The sequence below is a fragment of the Rhodococcus sp. MALMAid1271 genome, assembly GCF_049195265.1.
Classification (GTDB): domain Bacteria; phylum Actinomycetota; class Actinomycetes; order Mycobacteriales; family Mycobacteriaceae; genus Rhodococcoides.
Genome location: NZ_JBMIRQ010000046.1, coordinates 12954 through 32435, shown reverse-complemented (window position 1 = coordinate 32435; position 19482 = coordinate 12954). Strand labels below are relative to the sequence as shown.

18 protein-coding genes are annotated in these 19482 nt (G+C 62.8%); 16 read left to right on the top strand and 2 right to left on the bottom strand.

The features are described 5' to 3' along the window. Position 1 precedes the first annotated feature (1 nt). Both ACOQFP_RS03640 and ACOQFP_RS03635 read left to right on the top strand, forming a co-directional pair. Positions 2 to 1417, top strand: coding sequence for a glucose-6-phosphate dehydrogenase (locus tag ACOQFP_RS03640; RefSeq protein ID WP_421583477.1), 1416 nt, complete (start codon positions 2 to 4; stop codon positions 1415 to 1417). Between the two features lie 159 nt (positions 1418 to 1576). Then, positions 1577 to 1747 (top strand): hypothetical protein, encoded by a 171-nt coding sequence (locus ACOQFP_RS03635; RefSeq protein ID WP_206488936.1) that lies wholly within the window; start codon positions 1577 to 1579, stop codon positions 1745 to 1747. Positions 1748 to 1849: 102 nt separating this feature from the next. Here the strand turns inward: ACOQFP_RS03635 and ACOQFP_RS03630 are convergent, their stop codons facing one another. Then, positions 1850 to 2053 (bottom strand): PspC domain-containing protein, encoded by a 204-nt coding sequence (locus ACOQFP_RS03630; RefSeq protein ID WP_421583476.1) that lies wholly within the window; start codon positions 2051 to 2053, stop codon positions 1850 to 1852. Positions 2054 to 2346: 293 nt separating this feature from the next. Between ACOQFP_RS03630 and ppk2 the strand changes: the two genes are divergently transcribed. The 3 genes from ppk2 (at position 2347) to ACOQFP_RS03615 (ending at position 6268) form a co-directional block, all read left to right on the top strand. Beyond that, on the top strand, positions 2347 to 3291 hold the full coding sequence (gene ppk2, locus ACOQFP_RS03625; protein ID WP_421583475.1) for a polyphosphate kinase 2: 945 nt from the start codon (positions 2347 to 2349) through the stop codon (positions 3289 to 3291). 947 nt (positions 3292 to 4238) lie between these two features. After that, on the top strand, positions 4239 to 5072 hold the full coding sequence (locus ACOQFP_RS03620; RefSeq protein ID WP_206488939.1) for an alpha/beta fold hydrolase: 834 nt from the start codon (positions 4239 to 4241) through the stop codon (positions 5070 to 5072). 200 nt (positions 5073 to 5272) lie between these two features. Then, the gene (locus ACOQFP_RS03615; RefSeq protein WP_421583474.1) at positions 5273 to 6268 is read left to right on the top strand and encodes an alpha/beta hydrolase; all 996 of its coding nucleotides are present in this window, start codon (positions 5273 to 5275) and stop codon (positions 6266 to 6268) included. Positions 6269 to 6271: 3 nt separating this feature from the next. Here the strand turns inward: ACOQFP_RS03615 and ACOQFP_RS03610 are convergent, their stop codons facing one another. Continuing rightward, a complete protein-coding gene (locus tag ACOQFP_RS03610; protein ID WP_421583473.1) occupies positions 6272 to 8308 on the bottom strand; it encodes a prolyl oligopeptidase family serine peptidase in 2037 nt (678 codons plus the stop codon). Positions 8309 to 8378: 70 nt separating this feature from the next. Here ACOQFP_RS03610 and ACOQFP_RS03605 point away from each other — a divergent pair, with 70 nt between their 5' ends. The 11 genes from ACOQFP_RS03605 to ACOQFP_RS03555 all read left to right on the top strand — a co-directional run bounded on the left by ACOQFP_RS03605 (position 8379) and on the right by ACOQFP_RS03555 (position 19480). After that, complete coding sequence (locus ACOQFP_RS03605; RefSeq protein WP_307830754.1) at positions 8379 to 9326, top strand: dipeptidase; 948 nt, start codon at positions 8379 to 8381, stop codon at positions 9324 to 9326. Between the two features lie 50 nt (positions 9327 to 9376). Beyond that, positions 9377 to 10792 carry a dihydrolipoyl dehydrogenase gene (gene lpdA, locus ACOQFP_RS03600; protein WP_206488942.1) on the top strand — a complete coding sequence of 472 codons (1416 nt, stop codon included), beginning with the start codon at positions 9377 to 9379 and terminating at the stop codon, positions 10790 to 10792. A 300-nt stretch (positions 10793 to 11092) separates the two neighbouring features. Continuing rightward, entirely contained in the window at positions 11093 to 11833 is a 741-nt protein-coding gene (locus tag ACOQFP_RS03595) for an ABC transporter permease (RefSeq protein ID WP_374222432.1), read from the top strand. Continuing rightward, positions 11833 to 12705, top strand: coding sequence for an MlaE family ABC transporter permease (locus tag ACOQFP_RS03590; protein ID WP_206492854.1), 873 nt, complete (start codon positions 11833 to 11835; stop codon positions 12703 to 12705). The genes ACOQFP_RS03595 and ACOQFP_RS03590 overlap by 1 nt, the downstream gene beginning before the upstream one ends. A gap of 2 nt (positions 12706 to 12707) precedes the next feature. Continuing rightward, positions 12708 to 13745 carry an MlaD family protein gene (locus ACOQFP_RS03585; RefSeq protein WP_421583472.1) on the top strand — a complete coding sequence of 346 codons (1038 nt, stop codon included), beginning with the start codon at positions 12708 to 12710 and terminating at the stop codon, positions 13743 to 13745. Beyond that, positions 13742 to 14749, top strand: a complete 1008-nt coding sequence (locus ACOQFP_RS03580; RefSeq protein ID WP_421583471.1) for an MCE family protein — start codon at positions 13742 to 13744, stop codon at positions 14747 to 14749. Before ACOQFP_RS03585 ends, ACOQFP_RS03580 begins: the two co-directional genes overlap by 4 nt. Beyond that, the gene (locus ACOQFP_RS03575; RefSeq protein ID WP_341243768.1) at positions 14746 to 15756 is read left to right on the top strand and encodes an MlaD family protein; all 1011 of its coding nucleotides are present in this window, start codon (positions 14746 to 14748) and stop codon (positions 15754 to 15756) included. The genes ACOQFP_RS03580 and ACOQFP_RS03575 overlap by 4 nt, the downstream gene beginning before the upstream one ends. Further along, on the top strand, positions 15756 to 16871 hold the full coding sequence (locus ACOQFP_RS03570; protein ID WP_421583470.1) for an MCE family protein: 1116 nt from the start codon (positions 15756 to 15758) through the stop codon (positions 16869 to 16871). The genes ACOQFP_RS03575 and ACOQFP_RS03570 overlap by 1 nt, the downstream gene beginning before the upstream one ends. Continuing rightward, positions 16862 to 17917 carry an MlaD family protein gene (locus ACOQFP_RS03565; RefSeq protein WP_206492849.1) on the top strand — a complete coding sequence of 352 codons (1056 nt, stop codon included), beginning with the start codon at positions 16862 to 16864 and terminating at the stop codon, positions 17915 to 17917. The genes ACOQFP_RS03570 and ACOQFP_RS03565 overlap by 10 nt, the downstream gene beginning before the upstream one ends. A gap of 11 nt (positions 17918 to 17928) precedes the next feature. Further along, the gene (locus ACOQFP_RS03560; protein WP_421583469.1) at positions 17929 to 18858 is read left to right on the top strand and encodes an MlaD family protein; all 930 of its coding nucleotides are present in this window, start codon (positions 17929 to 17931) and stop codon (positions 18856 to 18858) included. Between the two features lie 16 nt (positions 18859 to 18874). Beyond that, the gene (locus tag ACOQFP_RS03555) at positions 18875 to 19480 is read left to right on the top strand and encodes a hypothetical protein (protein WP_341243771.1); all 606 of its coding nucleotides are present in this window, start codon (positions 18875 to 18877) and stop codon (positions 19478 to 19480) included. Positions 19481 to 19482 lie beyond the last annotated feature (2 nt).

Here is a 19482-nt window from a genome sequence, read left to right as displayed (position 1 = left end):
CATGGCGTCCTCGCAACCCACAGTATTCGTCCTGTTCGGCGCAACCGGAGACCTCGCGAAGCGAATGGTCCTGCCGTCGTTCTACCAACTCCATCTCGAAGGCCTGTTGCCCGAGAAATGGGTGTTGATCGGCAACGGACGTAAAGACACGTCCGACGACGAGTTCCGCGACCATGTGCGCGGCGCACTCGATGAGTTCGCCGAGAACGTGGCCGAGGGCGATTGGTCCGAATTCTCCCGGCGAATCCGATTCGCGGGCAACGGCTTCACCGTCGACGATCCCGGCAAGCTGGTCGAGGTCGTCGGCGAGGTGAAGAAGGATCTCGGCGACGACGCACAGTTGGTGCACTACATCGCGCTCCCGCCGAGCACATTCGTGGACTACACCAAGGCGCTCGGGGCACACGATCTGGCCGAGGGCGCACGAGTGGTCTACGAGAAGCCCTTCGGCACCTCACAACGCAATTTCGAGGAACTCGACAAGGCCGTCCACGAGGTGGTCGACGAAAGTCAGGTCTATCGGATCGACCACTTCCTGGGCAAGGAAGCGACGCAGAACCTACACGTATTGCGGTTCGCCAACGGAATGATCAGCGGCATCTGGAACTCGGAGCACGTGACCCAGGTGCAGATCGACGTGCCCGAGACGCTCGACATCGACGATCGCGCCGAGTTCTACGACGCCACCGGCGCAGTATTGGACATGCTCGTCACGCACCTGTTCCAGGTTGCCGCGGAGGTGGCGATGGAACCGCCCGCATCGTTGAACGCCGAGGATCTGCAGTCGGCGCGCGAGGAGGTCATCGGTCGGTTCCGCCCCCTCGATCCAGCGGAGGTGGTGCTCGGCCAGTACGACGGTTACCGAGATGTCGAGGGGGTCGACGACAACTCGACGGTCGATACCTTCGTTGCCGCCACGTTGTGGGTCGATACCGATCGCTGGCGTGGGGTTCCGTTCCTGCTTCGTACCGGCAAGATGCTCGGGGTCGGCGCGCAGCGGGTGTCGCTGGTGTTCAGTACACCGACGGACAGTCCGCTGGGCGAGTTGCCACCTGACGGTGCGGTGCTGACGTTCGACCTCTCCGGCGACGGCAGCATCGACATCGCCATGACGGTCAAGGAGCCGGGCCCCGATTTCGACCTGTCGGTCGGGCATCTGGCGCTACCGCTGAAGTCCGTGCCCGATGCCGAACCACTGAGCCCGTACGCGCGTCTGATTCTCGATGTGCTCAGCGGCGACCGTTCGCTGTTCACCCGGCCCGACGGTCTGGCTCACGTATGGGATGTGGCCGCCCCTGTATTGAACGACCCGCCGAAGGTGAAGAGTTACGCACCCGGTTCGATGGGACCGGCCGAGGCCGATGATCTGGCGGCACCGTGCGGGTGGTTGATCACCGGAAAGACTCAGAGCAAGTGAGATCGGGCACCAGACAGTAGGTTTCAGGGCATCGAAAAAGTCCGCAGGTCCTTTTTGTCCGAAACTATGGACTGAAATGAGTCCGGACCGTTATGTTTCTGCCGTCTGGTCATACGTCCGACTCAGGCCTCGCGACATGCCTCCGAAAGGGTCTCCCTCATGTTTCTTCTCGATCTCCTCAGCGGTCTGCTCGGCGGCGGAACCGACGGCGGCGGTATCCTCGGCCCCATCACCGATGGCATCACCGAGGGAATCGCTTCGGGCATCGCCGACGCGATCTCGTCGCTGGTGACCGGAAGTGCCGACGGAATCTCCAGCTCCGCAAGCTAGAACTCTGCGAAACCCCGGGCCGGTCGCACTGGTCCGGGGTTTCGTCATGTCGCGGCTGTGTTGTCCTTCCTGCACGTTGTCATCCTCGACGCGGAATCAGAATCAACGACGCGGAATCAGCATCAACGCAGCCAGGTAGATCAGTGCCACGGTACCGCCGGTCAGTACCGTGGCGGCAACGGTGGCGAGTCGGACGATGTTGACGTCCCAACCGAAGTATTCCGCGACGCCTCCGCATACACCACCGATCATCTTCTGCGAGCTGGACAGGGTGAATTCTCTTGGTTGATCGCTCTCGAATGTCATGGTGAAAAGTCTGCTTCATCAACGGCTTTCGGCGCATCGGGGGTTTCACCCATATCGACCCCGATAAACAGACGGTCCGAAAACGGCACTCGAACAAGATCATCGACTTTTCCGGCCCGAGCCCTGGACCTCGGGATCGGAGGGGTACTACCGTCGCACGTGGTTGCGAGAGATCTGGCACGAGCGCTACCCCGGCCCGTCCCCCTTGCGGGCCGGGATAGCGCGGCCGGGTCGAATCCCGTGTTCACCGAATCGCCATCGAACCGTCACCGATGAGCACTAACTTTCCGCACATGACCGACAATGATCTTCGCAACGGTGAGGCTGCACGCTCGAACCTGAGCGAGCTGCTCGATATCACTACGGCCGTCGATCTCTCCGATACCTCGGGTTTCGTCGTCGACGACTCCGACGACGACGATCCGGTACTGCTGACGGTCCCCGATGGTCATGTCGTCGACACCTGGCGGGAGGACTACCCGTACGAAGAGCGCATGACACGGGCGGAGTACGAGCTCGAAAAGCGGCTGCTGCAGATCGAATTGCTCAAGCTGCAGATGTGGACCAAGGAAACCGGGCGACGCCACGTCATCATTTTCGAGGGCCGGGACGCCGCGGGTAAGGGCGGCACGATCAAGCGCTTCATGGAACACCTCAACCCGCGTGGAGCCCGCGTCGTCGCGCTCGAGAAACCGTCTGTCCGTGAGTCCACGGAATGGTATTTCCAGCGCTACATCGCGCATCTGCCTGCGGCCGGGGAGATCGTCATGTTCGATCGCTCCTGGTACAACCGTGCGGGCGTCGAGCGGGTAATGGGCTTCTGTACCGATGAGCAACACGCCCACTTCGTCAGGCAGGCACCGCTGTTCGAGCAGATGCTGGTGGACGAGGGCATCAGTTTGACCAAGTTCTGGTTCTCGGTGTCGCAGCACGAGCAGCGCACCCGCTTCGCCATCCGGCAGGTCGACCCGGTGCGGCAGTGGAAGCTTTCGCCGATGGACCTTGCCTCGCTGGACAAGTGGGATGCGTACACGGCGGCAAAGGAAGAGAACTTTCGGGCCACCGATACCGATGTGGCTCCGTGGACGGTGGTCAAGAGCAACGACAAGAAACGCGCGCGGATCAACGCAATGCGATTCGTGCTCAACAAATTCGACTATGCCAACAAGGACCCCGAGATTGTCGGAGAAACCGACCCGTTGCTCGTCGGGCGCGCGAAAGACGTCATAGGCGAGTAGTTTTCGCGATCCGTTCGGTGCAATGTCCGAGGTTCGGTTGCGATGGTTCGTTGTCGGTGCCCGGAGTCGGAACCTGGTGATGCGTCGCAGCCGAACGTGCGGTAGGAACGAGAGAGGTCGTATCACCTACGGCCGTACTTGCACACGAGCATCAGGAGATCCCATGGGTTCAGCAGCGCAGTTCGTCACCGACATCGCTACCGGCGTCTACGAGGGCATCGTCGACGCGATCGTCGATCAGATCGTCGGTGTGTTGACCTCCGGCAGCGCCGCGTAGGCATTGCGAACGGTGTCGCGGTCGCGGTCGGGGGCGGCCGCGACACTTCGGTAACGTCACCGATTTGTGATGGCACACCAAGCTTTTCGACTTTTACCGACATTTTCGTGTACAAGCTGTGACCTACTCGGGTAGAAATCTTCTTGCAGAGATCATCGCGTGGCATCCGTCACAGTCGATCTGCACATCCCCCTCGATGAAGGAGTATCTAGTATGTCCGCTGACCTCGGTGACCTCTTCACGATCCTCATCCAGCTCTTCTCCGGTATCAGTTCCTCCTCGGAGTGACCCTCCGCGGTCCCGCGTCGCCGCGCTCAGGCCCATGAGAACTCGGTCGGAGCCGACTCCGCGATGGATCCGCGATATCGACTCCGTGTTCGCGCCGCCCGTTCGGCATCGAATCCCACTTTTTCAAGGAGTTTTCATGGAACTGCTCGCGATCTTGCTTCAGCTGCTCGCTCTCGGCAGCTCGGAAGGTAGCGGCTCGGGCACCATCGAGATCCCCGGCGCGCCCGTCTGATCTACAACGAAAGCCGGGCTCGACACTTCGTCGGGCCCGGCTTTCGCGTTTCGAAGCGTGGTGTCGATCGACAGATCGTGCAGAGTTCGGCGATCGACCACCGGCCGGGGCGTCGAGACCGGCGCGTGACCGTGTGCATAAGGTGACCGGGTGCAGACGGTCCCCATTCAAATGCCCGACGGTTCGACGGTGCCGGTATCGCTCTTTCCCGGCGAAGGGCGTGACGATGCTCCGGTGATAGTCGTTCTTCCGGGGCTCGGAATTCCCGGCGGCTACTACCGCTTGTTCGCCGAGGCGCTCGTCGCGCGCGGATTTCACGCCGCGGTCGGCGAACTGCGCGGTCAAGGGGACAGTGTGCCGAAACCGAGTTCGGCGAGTCGGTACGGGTATCAGGAATTGGTGTCGGTCGACTTCCCGGCGATTTTCGAGGTGGTTCGGGAGCAGTTTCCGGAGTCGACGCCATACCTTCTCGGGCACAGCATGGGTGGGCAACTCGGGGCGATGTATGCCGCCCGCATCAGAGGCAGACTCGGCGGCTTGATACTGGTGGCGTCCGGGTCGCCGTACCACCGCGGATTCGGTGCCGCCCGCGGGGTTCCGCTGTACGTTGGCGCAGCGGCCATGGCTCTGACCAGCAACATCGCCGGCTTCTGGCCGGGTGATCGGATCGGGATCGGTGGCTTCGGTCGCCAGTCGCGTGTCCTGATCGATGATTGGTCACGGTTCGCGCGAAGCGGGTCGATCGAGCCGGCGGGGGCGGATATGGACTACGAGGAGCGGATGGCTCGTCTCACGCTTCCGGTCCTGGCCGTGACCATCGAAGGGGACGAACTCGCGCCTACAGGCTCGATGGACAATCTCGTTCGCAAGCTCGCCGATGCCGACGTGACCTCGGTGCACGTGGACGAACCGCTCGGGCACAACGGGTGGATCCGCATGCCCACGGCTGTGGCAGATCTCGTGGCGGACTGGATGCACCGTTAGTTCAAGTGGACTAATCTTTTCGGTTTCTCACTCGATTTGGCTCGTTCGCATGAACTTTTGGTTCGTTTTGGGGTAGGAAAAGTCTTCGAACCAGTATTTGTTCGACGACGTTAGTGAGCACGGCTATGAACGGCCCGGGGGATTCGGTTCGTGGATACGGAGGGAGAACGCGGATCGTTCGAGCGTTCCTGGTCCGCGGTATGGCTGCCTTGTGCGCGGCGACGTGCGCTGTAGTGGCTGTCCAGCCGGTCGCCGCTGCGGCTCCCGCAGACCTGATCGCGCATCCGCCGACGGAGTCCTACGTGGTTCGCACGGAGGAAGCCGACGGCGACATGACGGCGTTCGTCCATTCCGCGGCGATGGACCGCACGATCGCGCTGAAGATCCTGCGATCACCCGACCGAACCGCACCGAGCCCCACGCTGTACCTGCTCAACGGTGCAGGCGGGGGAACCGACGGCATGGACTGGTACACCCAGACCGACGTCGCGTCGTTCTTCGCCGACAAGAACGTCAATGTGGTCACTCCCATCGGCGGTGCCTATTCGTACTACACCGACTGGCAACACGACGACCCCGTGCTCGGCCGCAACAAGTGGGAGACCTTCCTTGCGGAAGAACTGCCACCGCTCGTCGACGACCTGCTCGATACCGACGGCCGCAACGTCATCGCGGGGATCTCGATGGCCGCGACGTCGGTCCTGAACCTCGTCGCCCACCATCCAGGCCTGTACCGCGCCGTCGGTTCGTACAGCGGATGTGCATCCACCACTGACATGTTGGGCAGGGCCTACGTCAAGACAGTGGTATCGATGGCGCTCGGGGCAAATGTGGGCAACATGTGGGGACCGGACAACGACCCGGACTGGCTGCGCAACGACGCGGTCGTCAACGCAGAAAAGTTGCGCGGTACAGCGATGTACATCTCCAACGGCAGCGGACTGGCCGGAGCCTCGGACACCCTCGACGGAACCAATCCCAACGGCCCGGGTTTCGTGCTGCTCAATCAGATGGTGGTGGGCGGCGCTATCGAAGTCGCCACCGGCGACTGCACCAGACGGCTGAAGGCGAAGTTGGAGCAACTAGACATCCCCGCCCACTTCGAACTGCGTCCGAAAGGGACCCACTCCTGGGGCTACTGGCAGCAGGACCTGCACAATTCGTGGCCGATGTTCGAGCAGGCACTGGCCGGTTGAGGCTCAGCTCTGCGCGAGTCGGTGCCACAGGAACTCGTAGGACAACGCCGTCTTGAACGCCAACTGCGCATTGTCCGACGCGCCGCCGTGCCCACCTTCGATGTTCTCGTAGTAACTGACGTCGTGACCGAGTTCTTCCAGCCGCGCAGCCATCTTGCGTGCGTGTCCCGGATGGACCCGGTCATCGCGCGTCGAGGTGGCAATCAGAATCGGGGGATACCGACGCTGCGAGGCGGGGACGACATTCTGGTAGGGCGAGTACCGAGAGATGAACTCCCATTCCGCCGGGTCGTCCGGATCGCCGTACTCGGCCACCCACGACGCGCCCGCGAGCAGTAAGTGGTATCGCTTCATATCCAGGAGCGGCACCTGACAGACCAACGCGCCGAACAGTTCCGGATATTTCGTCAGCATGATGCCCATCAGCAGGCCGCCGTTGCTGCCGCCTTGGGCGGCCAGCTGTGCGGTGGTGGTGATCCCTCGCGTCACCAGGTCCCGTGCGACGGCGGCGAAATCCTCGTGGACGAGATGGCGTCCGGCTCGCAGCACCTGGGTGTGCCACTGCGGGCCGTACTCGCCGCCGCCGCGGATGTTCGCCACGACGTAGGTGCCCCCACGCTCGAGCCAGGCCCGCCCGGTTGCTCCGCTGTAGCCGGGGGTCATCGAGATTTCGAAGCCGCCGTAGCCGTACAGCAGCGTCGGCCCGGGCGCGGCGTCTGTACGACGCACGACGAAATAGGGGATCTGGGTGCCGTCGTCCGATCGGGCGAAGAACTGCTCCACCGCCAGACCCTCGGTGTCGAAGAATGCCGGGGCCTGCTTGAGGATTTCCGGTTCCGCATCAGCGTTACCCAACAGAAGCGTCGCAGGTGTCAGATAGCCGGAGGAGGACAGGAAGAACTCGTCGCCGTTCTCTTCGGCATCGGTGCCGATGATTTCGGTGGTGGTCGAATCCGTCGTGCGCCTTTTGCGTACCTCCAGGTACGCAAAACGCGCACGAGGGTCGAGGACGTGCAACTGCGAGCGCACATCCTGCAACGTCACCAGCAGCAGGTAGTTCTCGGTCCAGGCGTACTGGTGCAGCGACGTGTGCTCGTCGGGCGCGAACAGGACCGTCAGAGCTGTCGAGCCAGCCATGAACTCTTCGAAGTCCGCGGCGAGCAGGGCCCCTGCGGGGTGAGTCGTCTCGCCGATCGTCCATGGCGTCATGGTGCGTACCAGGAGCCAGTTCTGATGTACCGATGTCGACGCGTCGGTCGGGGTCGGGATCCGGGTGAGGCCGTGACCGTCGAGGACGTGGATCTCGGAGTTGTAGAAGTCGGTGGCGCGCTGGACGAAATCGCGCTCGAACCCCGGTGTGCGATCGTGCCACGCGGAGATCGAGATGTCTCGAGCTGCGCCTTCGAATACGGTCTCGGCCTCGGTGAGCGCAGTGCCACGACGCCACCGCTTGGTGATCCTCGGATAGCCCGATTCGGTCAGCGAACCGGGCCCGAAATCGGTGCCGACGAAGACCGTGTCGGCGTCGATCCAGCCGATGTCGGTCTTGGCCTCGGGCAGTGCGAATCCGCCGTCCTCCTCGGTGCGGAAGGTTCGGGAGTCGATGTCGAATTCCCGCACCACCGCCGCGTCGGCCCCGCCGCGGGAGAGAGTGATCAGGGCCAGTTGCTGATCGGGTCGCAGTACCTGCGCCCCGCCCCAGACCCAGTTCTCGCCCTCGCTCTCGGCCAGTGCGTCGAGATCGAGCAGGACCTCCCATGCCGGGTTCTCGGTTCGATACTCGTCCATCGTGGTGCGGCGCCAGATGCCTCGGACGTGCTCGGCGTCGCGCCAGAAGTTGTACAGGAACCGTCCTCGCCTGCGGGCGTACGGGATGCGAGCATCGGTGTCGAGTACCTCGCGAACGCGCGCCTCGGTGGCGTCGAACCGGTCTCCGGCCAGCGACTCGGTGGTCGCCGCGTTGCGAACGCGCACCCAGTCCAGTGCCTTCTCGTCGGTGACTTCTTCGAGCCAGAGGTACGGGTCGTCCGCGATAGTCATGCACCATTTCTACCCTCGGCGGTACTGTCCCGACGGGTGGGTCCGGTTGGGAAATGGAGAGCAGGCGCACGTGAGACTGTGGGAACAACATTGCTGCGTACCGTTGGCACACACTGCGGATCTCTCGGCTCTGGCGCGTTATCCGCAGGGCAGCCACCTGTCGATCAACGTGGGGTACTCACCGCATTCCAAGACCGAGGTCGCCGCACTGTGTGGCGAGTTCCGTCGGCAGGTTCTCGCCGACGATCGTCTCGTCATGGTCGACGCCGATCCCGTCGAGGGCGCGACCACGGTGGCCTTCGATCTCGAGGACTCGGGGCCGATCGAGGGCGACCTGGCCAACGTCGAATACGTCCACGGTCTCGGTGTGCGGTCGATGCTCCCCACCTACAACTTTGTGAACGCGGCAGGCTGTGGGTGTCTCGATTCCGACGACACCGGGCTCACGAGCTACGGCCGGGATCTGGTCGCGGAGATGAATCGGGTGGGAATGCTCGTCGACGGTTCGCATTGCTCGATTCGCACCGGGCTTGACCTGGCGGCAGTGACGCAGGCGCCGATGATCTACAGCCATTCCAACTTTGCCGCCCTGTGGTCGCACCCCCGCAACATCACCGATGAGCAGGCGCGTGAGTGTGCGCAGACCGGTGGGGTGGTCGGAATCAACGGAGTCGGTATCTTCCTCGGAGTGAACGGTCCAGCGGAAGCGGACGCGCGGGTGCAGGCGATGGCCGACCACATCGAGTACGCGGTGGAGCTGCTCGGTGTCGAGCACGTCGGTATCGGCTCGGACTATTCGTTCGACCACGAGGATTTCAACGCCGAGATGGCGGCGCATCCGGAGGCCTTCTCGCAGGAGTACACCCGCTACGGTCCGCTGCAATGGGTGCCTCCCGAGGGCGTGGCGTCGTTACCGTCGGTGCTGGCCGAACGAGGATTCGATGCAGAGTCGATCGCCGCGGTCCACGGCGGCAACTTCGCCAGGGTCGCCCGGATCGCGCAGGCTACCGGCGGGTAACGAAGACCAGGTCGAGACAGTGCGCGACGGCACGACTACGCTGGGGACCCGTGACCTCACACTATGACGTCGTTGTCCTCGGAGCCGGTCCCGGTGGGTACGTCGCTGCTATCCGCGCGGCACAACTCGGACTCAGCACCGCCATCATCGAGAAGAAGTACTGGGGCGGTGTCTGCCTGAACGTCGGCTGCATCCCCTCGAAGGCGCTTCTCCGTAACGCCGAGCTTGCGCACCTGTTCACCAAAGAGGCGAAGCTGTTCGGTATTTCGGGCGAAGCATCCTTCGATTTCGGTGCCGCGTTCGACCGAAGCCGCAAGGTGGCCGACGGCCGAGTCAAGGGCATCCACTTCTTGATGAAGAAGAACAAGATCCCCGAGTACGACGGCAAGGGAACGTTCACCGATGCCAACACCATCGAGGTCGAGATGACCAAGGGTGGCACCGAAACGATCACCTTCGACAACGCGATCATCGCGACCGGCAGCACCACCAAGCTGCTGCCCGGAACCGAGCTGAGCGAGAACGTCGTCACGTACGAAGAGCAGATCATGACCAAGGATCTGCCGGGTTCGATCCTCATCGTCGGTGCCGGTGCCATCGGTATGGAGTTCGGTTACGTACTGAAGAACTACGGCGTGGACGTCACCATCGTCGAGTTCCTCGATCGGGCTCTGCCCAACGAGGACAAGGACGTCTCGAAGGAAATCGAGAAGCAGTACAAGAAGCTCGGTGTCAAGATCATGACCGGTGCTGCTGTGCAGAGCATCGATGACAACGGCTCCGAGGTGACCGTTGCGGTGAAGAACAACAAGTCCGGTGAAACCGAGACGATCACCGTCGACAAGGTGATGCAGTCCGTCGGGTTCGCGCCCCGCGTCGAAGGATTCGGCCTCGAGAAGACCGGCGTCGAGCTCACCGATCGCGGTGCCATCGGCATCACCGACACGATGCAGACGAACGTTCCGCACATCTACGCCATCGGCGATGTGACCGCCAAGCTCCAGCTCGCCCATGTCGCGGAGGCGCAGGCCGTTGTGGCAGCCGAAACCATCGGTGGCGCAGAGACATTGCCGATCGACGACTACCGCATGATGCCGCGCGCGACGTTCTGCCAGCCGCAGGTCGCCAGCTTCGGCCTCACCGAGGACCAGGCCCGCGAAGAGGCTCAGGCGCGAGGATCCGATATCAAGGTCGCGAACTTCCCGTTCGCTGCCAACGGCAAGGCACACGGCTTGGGCGATGCCACCGGTTTCGTCAAGCTCATCGCCGACACCGAGCACGGCGAGCTGCTCGGCGGCCATCTGATCGGGCCGGATGTCTCGGAGTTGTTGCCCGAGTTGACGTTGGCCCAGAAATGGGACCTGACGGTCAACGAGCTGGCCCGCAACGTCCACACCCACCCGACTCTGTCGGAGGCCCTGCAGGAAGCGATCCACGGCCTCGCAGGCCACATGATCAACTTCTGATCCCTGTTTCCCCCGCAACGGCGGCGACCACCTCGGTGGTCGCCGCCGTTGCTGTCGGCACCCGAGTTGTGTCGATACCCGAGGTTCCCGTTCGATCCGCCCGAAGTCTGTGATTAGTCATAGCCGGGTAAGTGATGAAAACGTCACTTGGTCGACTATCGGCTGGTAATTTTCGTTGTCGGCGCGGGGGGGAGTCGCGCTGAACACCGATCCGGGGGTGGGGAATTGTCGACGCCGTTATCGACGGTCGCACGCGTCAGCGACGGAGTGACCGGCGGATTCCGGACATTCGGTCAGACGCTGGAACTGGGAGTGCTGGCCTTCGTCCACCTCTTCCGTGATGTCGTCACGCTGCGTCACCCGTGGCGTGACACCGTGGACCAGGCCTGGTTCGTCGTCACCGTCACCGTGGTTCCAGCGGTGTTGGTGTCGATTCCGTTCGGCGTCATCGTGTCCGTCCAGGTCGGCAGTCTCACCGATCAGATCGGCGCGACGTCCATCGCGGGTGCTGCAGGTGGCCTCGGGGTGATCCGCCAAGGTGCACCGATCGTTGCGGCACTCCTGCTGGGAGGTGCCGCAGGCTCGGCGGTCGCTGCAGACCTGGGGGCGCGCACCATCCGCGACGAGATCGACGCGCTGTCGACGATGGGAATCGACCCGGTGCGCAGGCTCGTCGCGCCGCGGTTGGCGGCCATCCTTCTGGTGGCACCGTTCCTGTGCATCCTGATCATCTTCATGGGGCTTGCCGCCGGCTATGCGATCAACGTCGGATTTCAGGGTGGCACGCCCGGCAGCTACATCAGCTCGTTCGCATCGTTCGCCTCCGTCGGAGATCTCGTCGTCGCGCTGGTGAAGACCGAGATATTCGGGGTCATCGTCATCATCGTCGCGTGTCATCGCGGGTTGTCCGCCGCACACGGACCACGCGGTGTCGCCAACGCGGTCAACGCATCCGTGGTGCTCGGCGTGGTGTCGGCGTTCACCGTCAACGTGGTCATCACCCAGTTGGTGGCGATGTTCATGCCGCAGAGGCTGGGCTGATGGCAACTCCCTCTCGCTACACCGTGCACGGCACCGGCCAACTCACACGCGGTGCCAGATATCTCGGCCGCAAGCCGTTCGATGTCCTCGAAATGCTGGGCCATCAACTGACGTTCTGCGTGAAGGTGCTGGCGGCGATCCCGCACACCGTGCGCTCGTACCAACGTCAGATGCTGCTCATTCTCAGTGACATCACCTGGGGCAGCGGCAAATTGATCGTCGGCGGCGGAACGGTGTCGGTTCTGGTCGTGCTGGGTGTCGCCGTCGGTGCGTCGGTGGGAATCGAAGGATTCAACTCACTGGGCATGGTGGGTATGGAACCGTTGACCGGCTTCATCTCCGCCTATGCCAGCACCCGAGAACTGGCACCGATGATCGCGGCCATCGGATTCGCGACGCAGGCAGGATGTCGAATGACTGCCGAGATCGGAGCGATGCGCATCTCCGAGGAAATCGATGCCCTCGAAGCTCAAGGGATCCAGTCGATGCCGTTCGTCGTGACCACCCGGGTGATCGCTGGAATCGTCACGATCGTCCCGCTCTATCTGCTCACGCTGATTCTGAGCTACCTGTCGTGTGCTCTGGTCGTCCGTGTGATCGGCGGTCAGTCGTCCGGCACGTACGACCACTACTTCAGTGCATTCCTGCAGCCGCTGGACATCGTCTTCTCGTTGTTCAAAGCTGCTGTGTTCGTCGTGACGATCATCCTCATTCACGGCTACCAGGGGTACTACGCCTCCGGAGGACCGGAAGGTGTGGGGCGTGCATCGGGACGTGCCATCAGGGCCAGCCTCGTCGCCGTGGTGGTGCTGGACATGATCATGACGTTGGTCCTGTGGGGATTCGACTCCGGCATAAGGATTTCGGGATAGAGATGGCAGTTTTCGAAGATTTGTCCGGTCGTTCGGCCGGTCCCGCCACGCTCCGTCTGCGGGGCCTGGCAGTCGCGGTGGCCGCGGCTGTTCTCGCGGGCGGCCTCACGGCGTACGCCCAGGGGGCCTTCGATTCGCCGTTCGAGCTGACCCTGGACGCGGCATCGGTCGGCGACGGTCTGACGCCGGGGTCGGAGGTGAAGTTCCGAGGTCTGTCGATCGGAACGGTGGACGAGATCGAGACTGTCGGTTTTGGACGCCAGAGACTGGAATTGGCGATCGATCCGAGCCAGGCAGGTGAGCTCACCGACACCATGCAGGCTCAGTTCTCCTCGTCCAACGTGTTCGGTTCCACTGCAATCGAATTGGTGTCGGACGGATCGGGCAACCCTCTCGCCGCCAACTCGACGCTCGAGATTTCCGGGAACCAACGAGGCGCGACGGTGACCGGAGTGTTCCGGCGAGTTGCCGATCTGACGGCGGTTCTCGACACCGAACGCGTGCAGCATCTGCTGGACATCCTCGCCAACTCCTCCGTCGAGGTCAGCCGAAACCTCAAGCCCTACTTCGATACTGCACAGATGATGGCGGACAACCAGATCGATCCGCTGGCCTGGAAACTGCACCGAGGGGCAGAACTGGGTGATGGAATGGCGAATCTGATTCCGCCGCTGCTCGATCTGGTGGTGGGCGTGGTGGACAAGAGCGTGTACGTGGAGGCACCTGCCGATCGGGCCAGGACCATCGCCGCCAATGACGGACTGAGCGATCAATTGATGGTTCCGGTGGGCGACTTGTTGAAGAAGAACAATCCAGATCTGACGAAGCTGTTGTCGACGACGCTCGATCTTCTCGTACCCATCACGGCATCGATCGGCACCTTCGCACCCAGCTACAACCGGGTGCCGCAGGTACTCGACGGCATATCCGACGCATTCCCGGTCGTCGACGGGAAGCCGCAGTTGCAATTGGACCTGATCGTGAAGACGATGCCGAACCTGGCCGGTGCCGTTGCCGCTCACGAGGAGGCGGGCCGGTGAAGAACGTGACCGGCCCCATGGTCAAACTGCTCGTCTTCTTCTCGGTGACCGCGTTGTGTGCGGTGGTCATCGTGGCCGCACTCCGAACCCCCGTCACCGGCCCGCTGTCGTCCTACGCCGCGGAGTTCGACGACGTGTCCGGCCTGTACGTCGGCGACGACGTGCGAATGTCCGGGGTGCAGATCGGAAAGGTGTCCTCGGTCGAGCTGGACGGAGGCAGTGCGCGAGTCGGATTCGAAATCGAAGACCGCAGGAACCTCTTCATCAACACCCGGGCCGCCGTCCGCTACCAGAATCTGCTGGGCCAACGCTACGTCGAGTTGATCCAGAAGGATGCGGCCGCAGGCGCGCCATTGGCCGCAGGCACGACGATCCCGCTGGACCGAACGGTTCCGTCGTTCGATATCTCCACGCTGTTCAACGGTTTCAAGCCGATCTTCGACACCCTCGACACCGCACAGCTCAATCAGTTCACCGAGAACATCCTCCGCATGGTCCAAGGTGATGGTGCAGGTCTCGGTCCGGTACTGCGGGACGTCGATCGCATCACCCAGTTCGCCGTTCAACGCGAGTCGATCATCGGACTGCTGATCGACAACCTCGGCCAGATCTCGGACTCGATCGGTGGCCAATCCTCCGCTGTTGCAGACCTTCTCGAACAACTGCACGACCTGGTCTCGAAGCTCAGCACTCAGATGGACGGTATCTTGGCGGCGTTGGACCAGGCCAACTACGGGCTCACTCCGTTCGTCGGTCTGCTCGACGGCCTGGAGGATGCCTACGACAACAGCTACGCGCCGGTAGACGGAGCGTTGCGGCGGTTGCTTCCTCAGACCGATCAAGTCACCGAGTTGCTCGCTCTGACGCCATCACTGCTGACCGGACTCAACGCCAGCATCCCCAAGCCGGGCAGCCAGACCTACTCCTGCAGTCGGGGACAACAGGACATCCCAGGCATCGGGCAGATAGTGCTCGGCGGACAGAATTTGGTGGTGTGCAGATGACGCGCGTGGTTCGCAAGGGCGTTCGCGACGACCAATCGGAGAACAAGACCCATCTGTTGTGGGGCACAGTAGGTGTCGCGTTCGCCGCGGTGCTGGTTCTCGTCGCCGCCGCGCTGTACACGATCCCGTTCGGCGAGCGAACCTTCACCGCGGAGTTCGGCTCGGCGGCGGGGGTCAAGCCTGGAGACGAGGTTCGGATCGCGGGCGTCCCCGTCGGGTCGATACGCTCGGTCGAGCTGGCGGGTGATCACGTGGACGTCGACTTCAGCGTCGACTCGGACGTGTTCGTCGGAGACGCGTCGACCATGGCGGTGAAGTTGCTGACGCCCATCGGCGGTCACTACGTGATGCTCACCTCACACGGTGACAGCGAGCTCGGCTCGACGCCGATTCCTCGGGAGCGAGTCGAACTTCCGTACGAGCTTTCTGCCGCGATCGAGCAGGTGACACCACTGGTACGAGATATCGACGGCGCGACTCTGCGGCAGACCGTGGCCGAGTTGGACAAGGCCGTCAGCTCTCAGCCTCAGTCGACGCGAGCCATCGTGGACAATCTGTCCTCGCTGACCGATGTGATCGCCACACGTTCGGACCAACTCGAACGTGGGCTCGTCGTATCGGACGAGTATGTCGGCGCGCTGTCGGCGGATCGGGTCATGCTCGTCGAGCTCGTGCGCGAACTCGGCACCTTGACAAAAGGATTCGGCGACAAACGTGCCGAGGTCGTCAATGCCTTCGACCTTCTCGGACGGATGTTCGAGCTCTTCCACCGACCCGTGGTGGCCTTCGAGAAAGGACTCGAGCCCTCGATCGTGCAGCTCGAGGAGATCACCCAGAAGCTCTTCGCGCAGTTGGGTGACTACGACGGTGCCATCACGACGATCAAACAGAGCACAGACGGGCTCGCGGCCCTGATCGGTGGGGGAGAAGGCCCCGTGATCGATCAGTCGCAGGACACGGTCGTCGGTGTCGGTGTTTGTATTCCGTTGCCGGGGAGGGCGTGCTGATGAGACGCAGGACCGCGCAGATCTCCGTCGCAGCAGCCGTAGTGGTCACGCTCGTCGGCTCGGCTGCTGCAGCGACCGCGGTGATCGATACGGGAGGCACAGGGTCCAGTTCCTCGCTGTGTGCCGAGTTCACCGATACGGTCGGTCTGTACGAAGGTAATTCGGTGACGATGCTCGGAGTGGCCGTCGGCACGGTGACCGGCATCGAGAACACCGATGACGCCGTGGTGGTCACGATGGACGTCGACGGCGATCTCGAACTTCCCGCGGATGTCGGAGCGGTGACCCTGTCGAGTTCGATCGTCACCGACCGGCGGGTGGAATTCACCAAGCCGTACACCGGTGGCCCGGAGTTCGACCGTACGAGCTGTATTCCGTTGGAACGCACCAGAACTCCACTGGGAATCAGCGACACTCTCAACGCCATGTCGGGGCTGGCGTCCGACCTGCTCGGTCCGGCCGACGCGAACGGCGAGCACGAGCAGATTCTGGGTGACACACTTCGTTCGGTCGACGGATCGCTGCGAGGATCCGGTGCTCAGCTCAACGACAGCCTTCGGCAACTGGCCGAGCTGGTCGGCGATCCCGCCGACCGCGACACCACCGTGCGCCGACTGATCGACAATCTCGACGGTTTGATCGATACGTTCGTGGTGAGCTGGCCCGAGGTGGCCAAGCTGCTCGACAACCTCAAACGAGGAATGATCACGTTGTCGGAGTTCACCCAGTCGTTCGGCACCACGGTCGCGCTGACCACCGAGTTCATACCACCACTTGCGCGCAACGTCGCGAAATACGACGACAAGGTCTACGCATTTCTCGATCAGGCGGCCCCGGTGGTCGATGTCCTGCTCGGGCGAGTGGGCGATATCAAGGACATTCTGGAACAGGTGCCGACCGTAGGGCAGAACTTGATGACGATGTACGACAACGACTCCAAGAGCGGACGGTTGATCTACCACCCGCCGCAGTTCGAGATCGACACGAACTCGCCCAACGAGATCTGCGCGCTGCTCAACAGGTACGCACCGACCTGTTCGGCAAACCAGCAGCGCGGCGATGTCATCGATGTGGGACTGGTGCAGTTGGTACTCGGTTCGGCGGGATGGCGATGAGGCGCGCGCTCGCCGGGCTGTGCTGTGTCGCACTGCTGTCGGCGTGCAGCGTCGATCCGGCCGATCTTCCGATTCCCGGTAGCTACGTTTCCGGCGACAAGTACTCCCTGAAGATCGAATTCGCCAGCGTCCTCAATCTTCCGGAGAAGGCGAAGGTCATCGTCGAGGGCGTCGACGCGGGCGTGCTCGACAAGGTCGAACTCGTGGGTTCGACTGCCGTGGCGACGGTGGACCTGTCCGCCGATGTTCAGCTGCCCGCCGACACCGTCGCCGAGCTTCGGCAGTCGTCGATCCTCGGCGAGATCTACATCTCGCTGCAACCTCCATCGGACTCCGCCGATTCGTCCACAGCGGGCGGAAACTCGGGATCGTCCTCGGAGGGGCCATATCTGGGCGACGGGGATGTGATTCCTGTGCAGCGAACTGTCCCCGCCGACAACGTCGAGGACGTGTTGCGAGGACTGTCGAACATCGTGACCGGCGGTCATTACGTCCAGTTGCAGGAGGCGGTGAACAATGTCAACGCTGCTGTTCCTCCCGACCCTGCCGAGATCGACAAGATCAATCTGGCTGCTCGGGTTGCGCTCACCGATATCGGCGACAACACCGGCGAGATCGATCGAATCCTCTCCGCAGCGGAAGGAATCTCCAATACTCTTGTCTCACAGCGTGACGGCCTCGAACGTGTACTCGAGCTCGGCCCGAAACGTTCGGCGGGGTTGTCCGAGGTGCTGTTCAGTGTTGTCCACATGATCTTCATGCTGGGATACATGTCGCAACACATCGGCGACGTTCTCGCGGGCCCGTATCCGGAATTGAGGGATGCAGTCGACATCATCGCGCCTGCGTTGATCACGATCTCGAATGCCGACACGACGGTGCCGATGAACGTGGACAAGGCCAATACTCTGTTGCGAGAGCGCTTGATTCCGTATTTCGAGTCGACGCCGAACATCGCCGTGAGATCGGTGTCGACGGACCGAGGTCCGAGCGCGCTCGCCGACGACATGATCGGGATCCTGCGCGGTATCGGGATCGTCCGATGAAGCCGGGCACGATGGTCTCAGTCATTGCGTTGGCGGCGATGACGGTGGTCTGCACCGGGTATCTGGTTGTCGGTGTGCTCGATATCGATCCGACTCGCAAGACCGACCATGTGGTGGTCCACATGGAGTCCTCCGGCGGACTGATGGATACCTCGCAGGTCACCTCGCGCGGAATTCAGGTGGGCCGGGTCGAGTCGATCGCAGTGGTGCCGGGCGGTTTGGATGTCACGCTCGCTCTCGACGCCGCCCACCGCATTCCGGAGGACTCGGAGGTGATCGTGGCCAACCTGTCCGCTGCAGGCGAGCAGTATCTGGATCTGCGCCCACGAGGCACCGGTGGGCCCTACCTCACCGACGGGGATGTCATCGGCACAGATCATGTTCGCAAGTCGGTGACCGTCAGCGAGGCGCTGAGCCTGGGGGATTCCCTGGCATCACAGCTGGATACGAGTGCACTGACCGGGCTGACGGAAACAGCGTCGGCGGCGATCGACGGCCGGAAAGGCGATGTCGACCGGCTGGTCGAGGCATTCCGCTTCTTGTCGGCGACCCTGCGCGACAAGAACGCCGAAATTCGACGTCTGTACGACAACGCTCAGGTTGCTGGACGCGACGCGTACGGGTACGGCCCGGTGCTGACCGATGCGGGGCCGTACGTCGGTGCGACGGGGCGAGGCGTGGCCAACCTGCTCGAGGGCTTCAACGAGTATTCCTACGTGGGCGCAGATGTCTGGGACGACCCGCTCGGGAAGATCGCACCGAAGATCGACGAATATCTGACGCCGCTCTCACCCGACCTCGCGCTGATTGCAACGCTTCTCAAGCCCTACACCGAACCGATCAAGCCGCTGCGTGTGGACGCGGGCTCGATCGTGGACGTACTGCAGACCGTGTTTCCTCCGGGCGGGCCGGCGAAGCTCTCCATCGAAATTCCGAACTGACAGGAGTTGTCCCCTCATGATCGACACAGACACACCCGATGCGAACACGCCAGTGCCCGAGGACAAGCCAGTAGTACCCGAGGAAAAGGCGGTGCCCGAGGAGAAGGCGGTGCCCGAGACTCCGAAGCGCCGTCGGGTGCGGTGGGCTGTGGTCGGCGCAGCCGTACCAGGGCTGGTGCTGGCGGTGGTCTTCGGTGTGCTGTGGCATTCGGCGGCGAGCGATCTGGCCGACGAACGTACCCATGACGAGGACCGTCAGATGGCGGTGAACGCGGCAACCGAGTACACAGCACGTTCGCTGACCTACGACTACCGCAATCTCGACGCCTTCTTCGACGGCGTCGACCAGGGGGCGTCGCAGTCCCTGCAGGATCGGTACAGCGGAGTCCGTGAGGCGCTCACTGCCATCATGAACGAGTCGCAGGTGGTGGCGACCGGGGAGGTTCTCTCGGCAGCAATCGATTCCGAGTCCGGCAACGAGTACAAGGTTGCGGTGTTCGCTCAGCAGACGACGCAGAACGTGCAGCAGCCCGATCCGGGCAAGGTGCCCAATCTTCTGCTGGTGACCGTCACCGATCAGGACGGTCAGTGGATCGTCAGTGACTACGGGCCCAAGACCTAGAA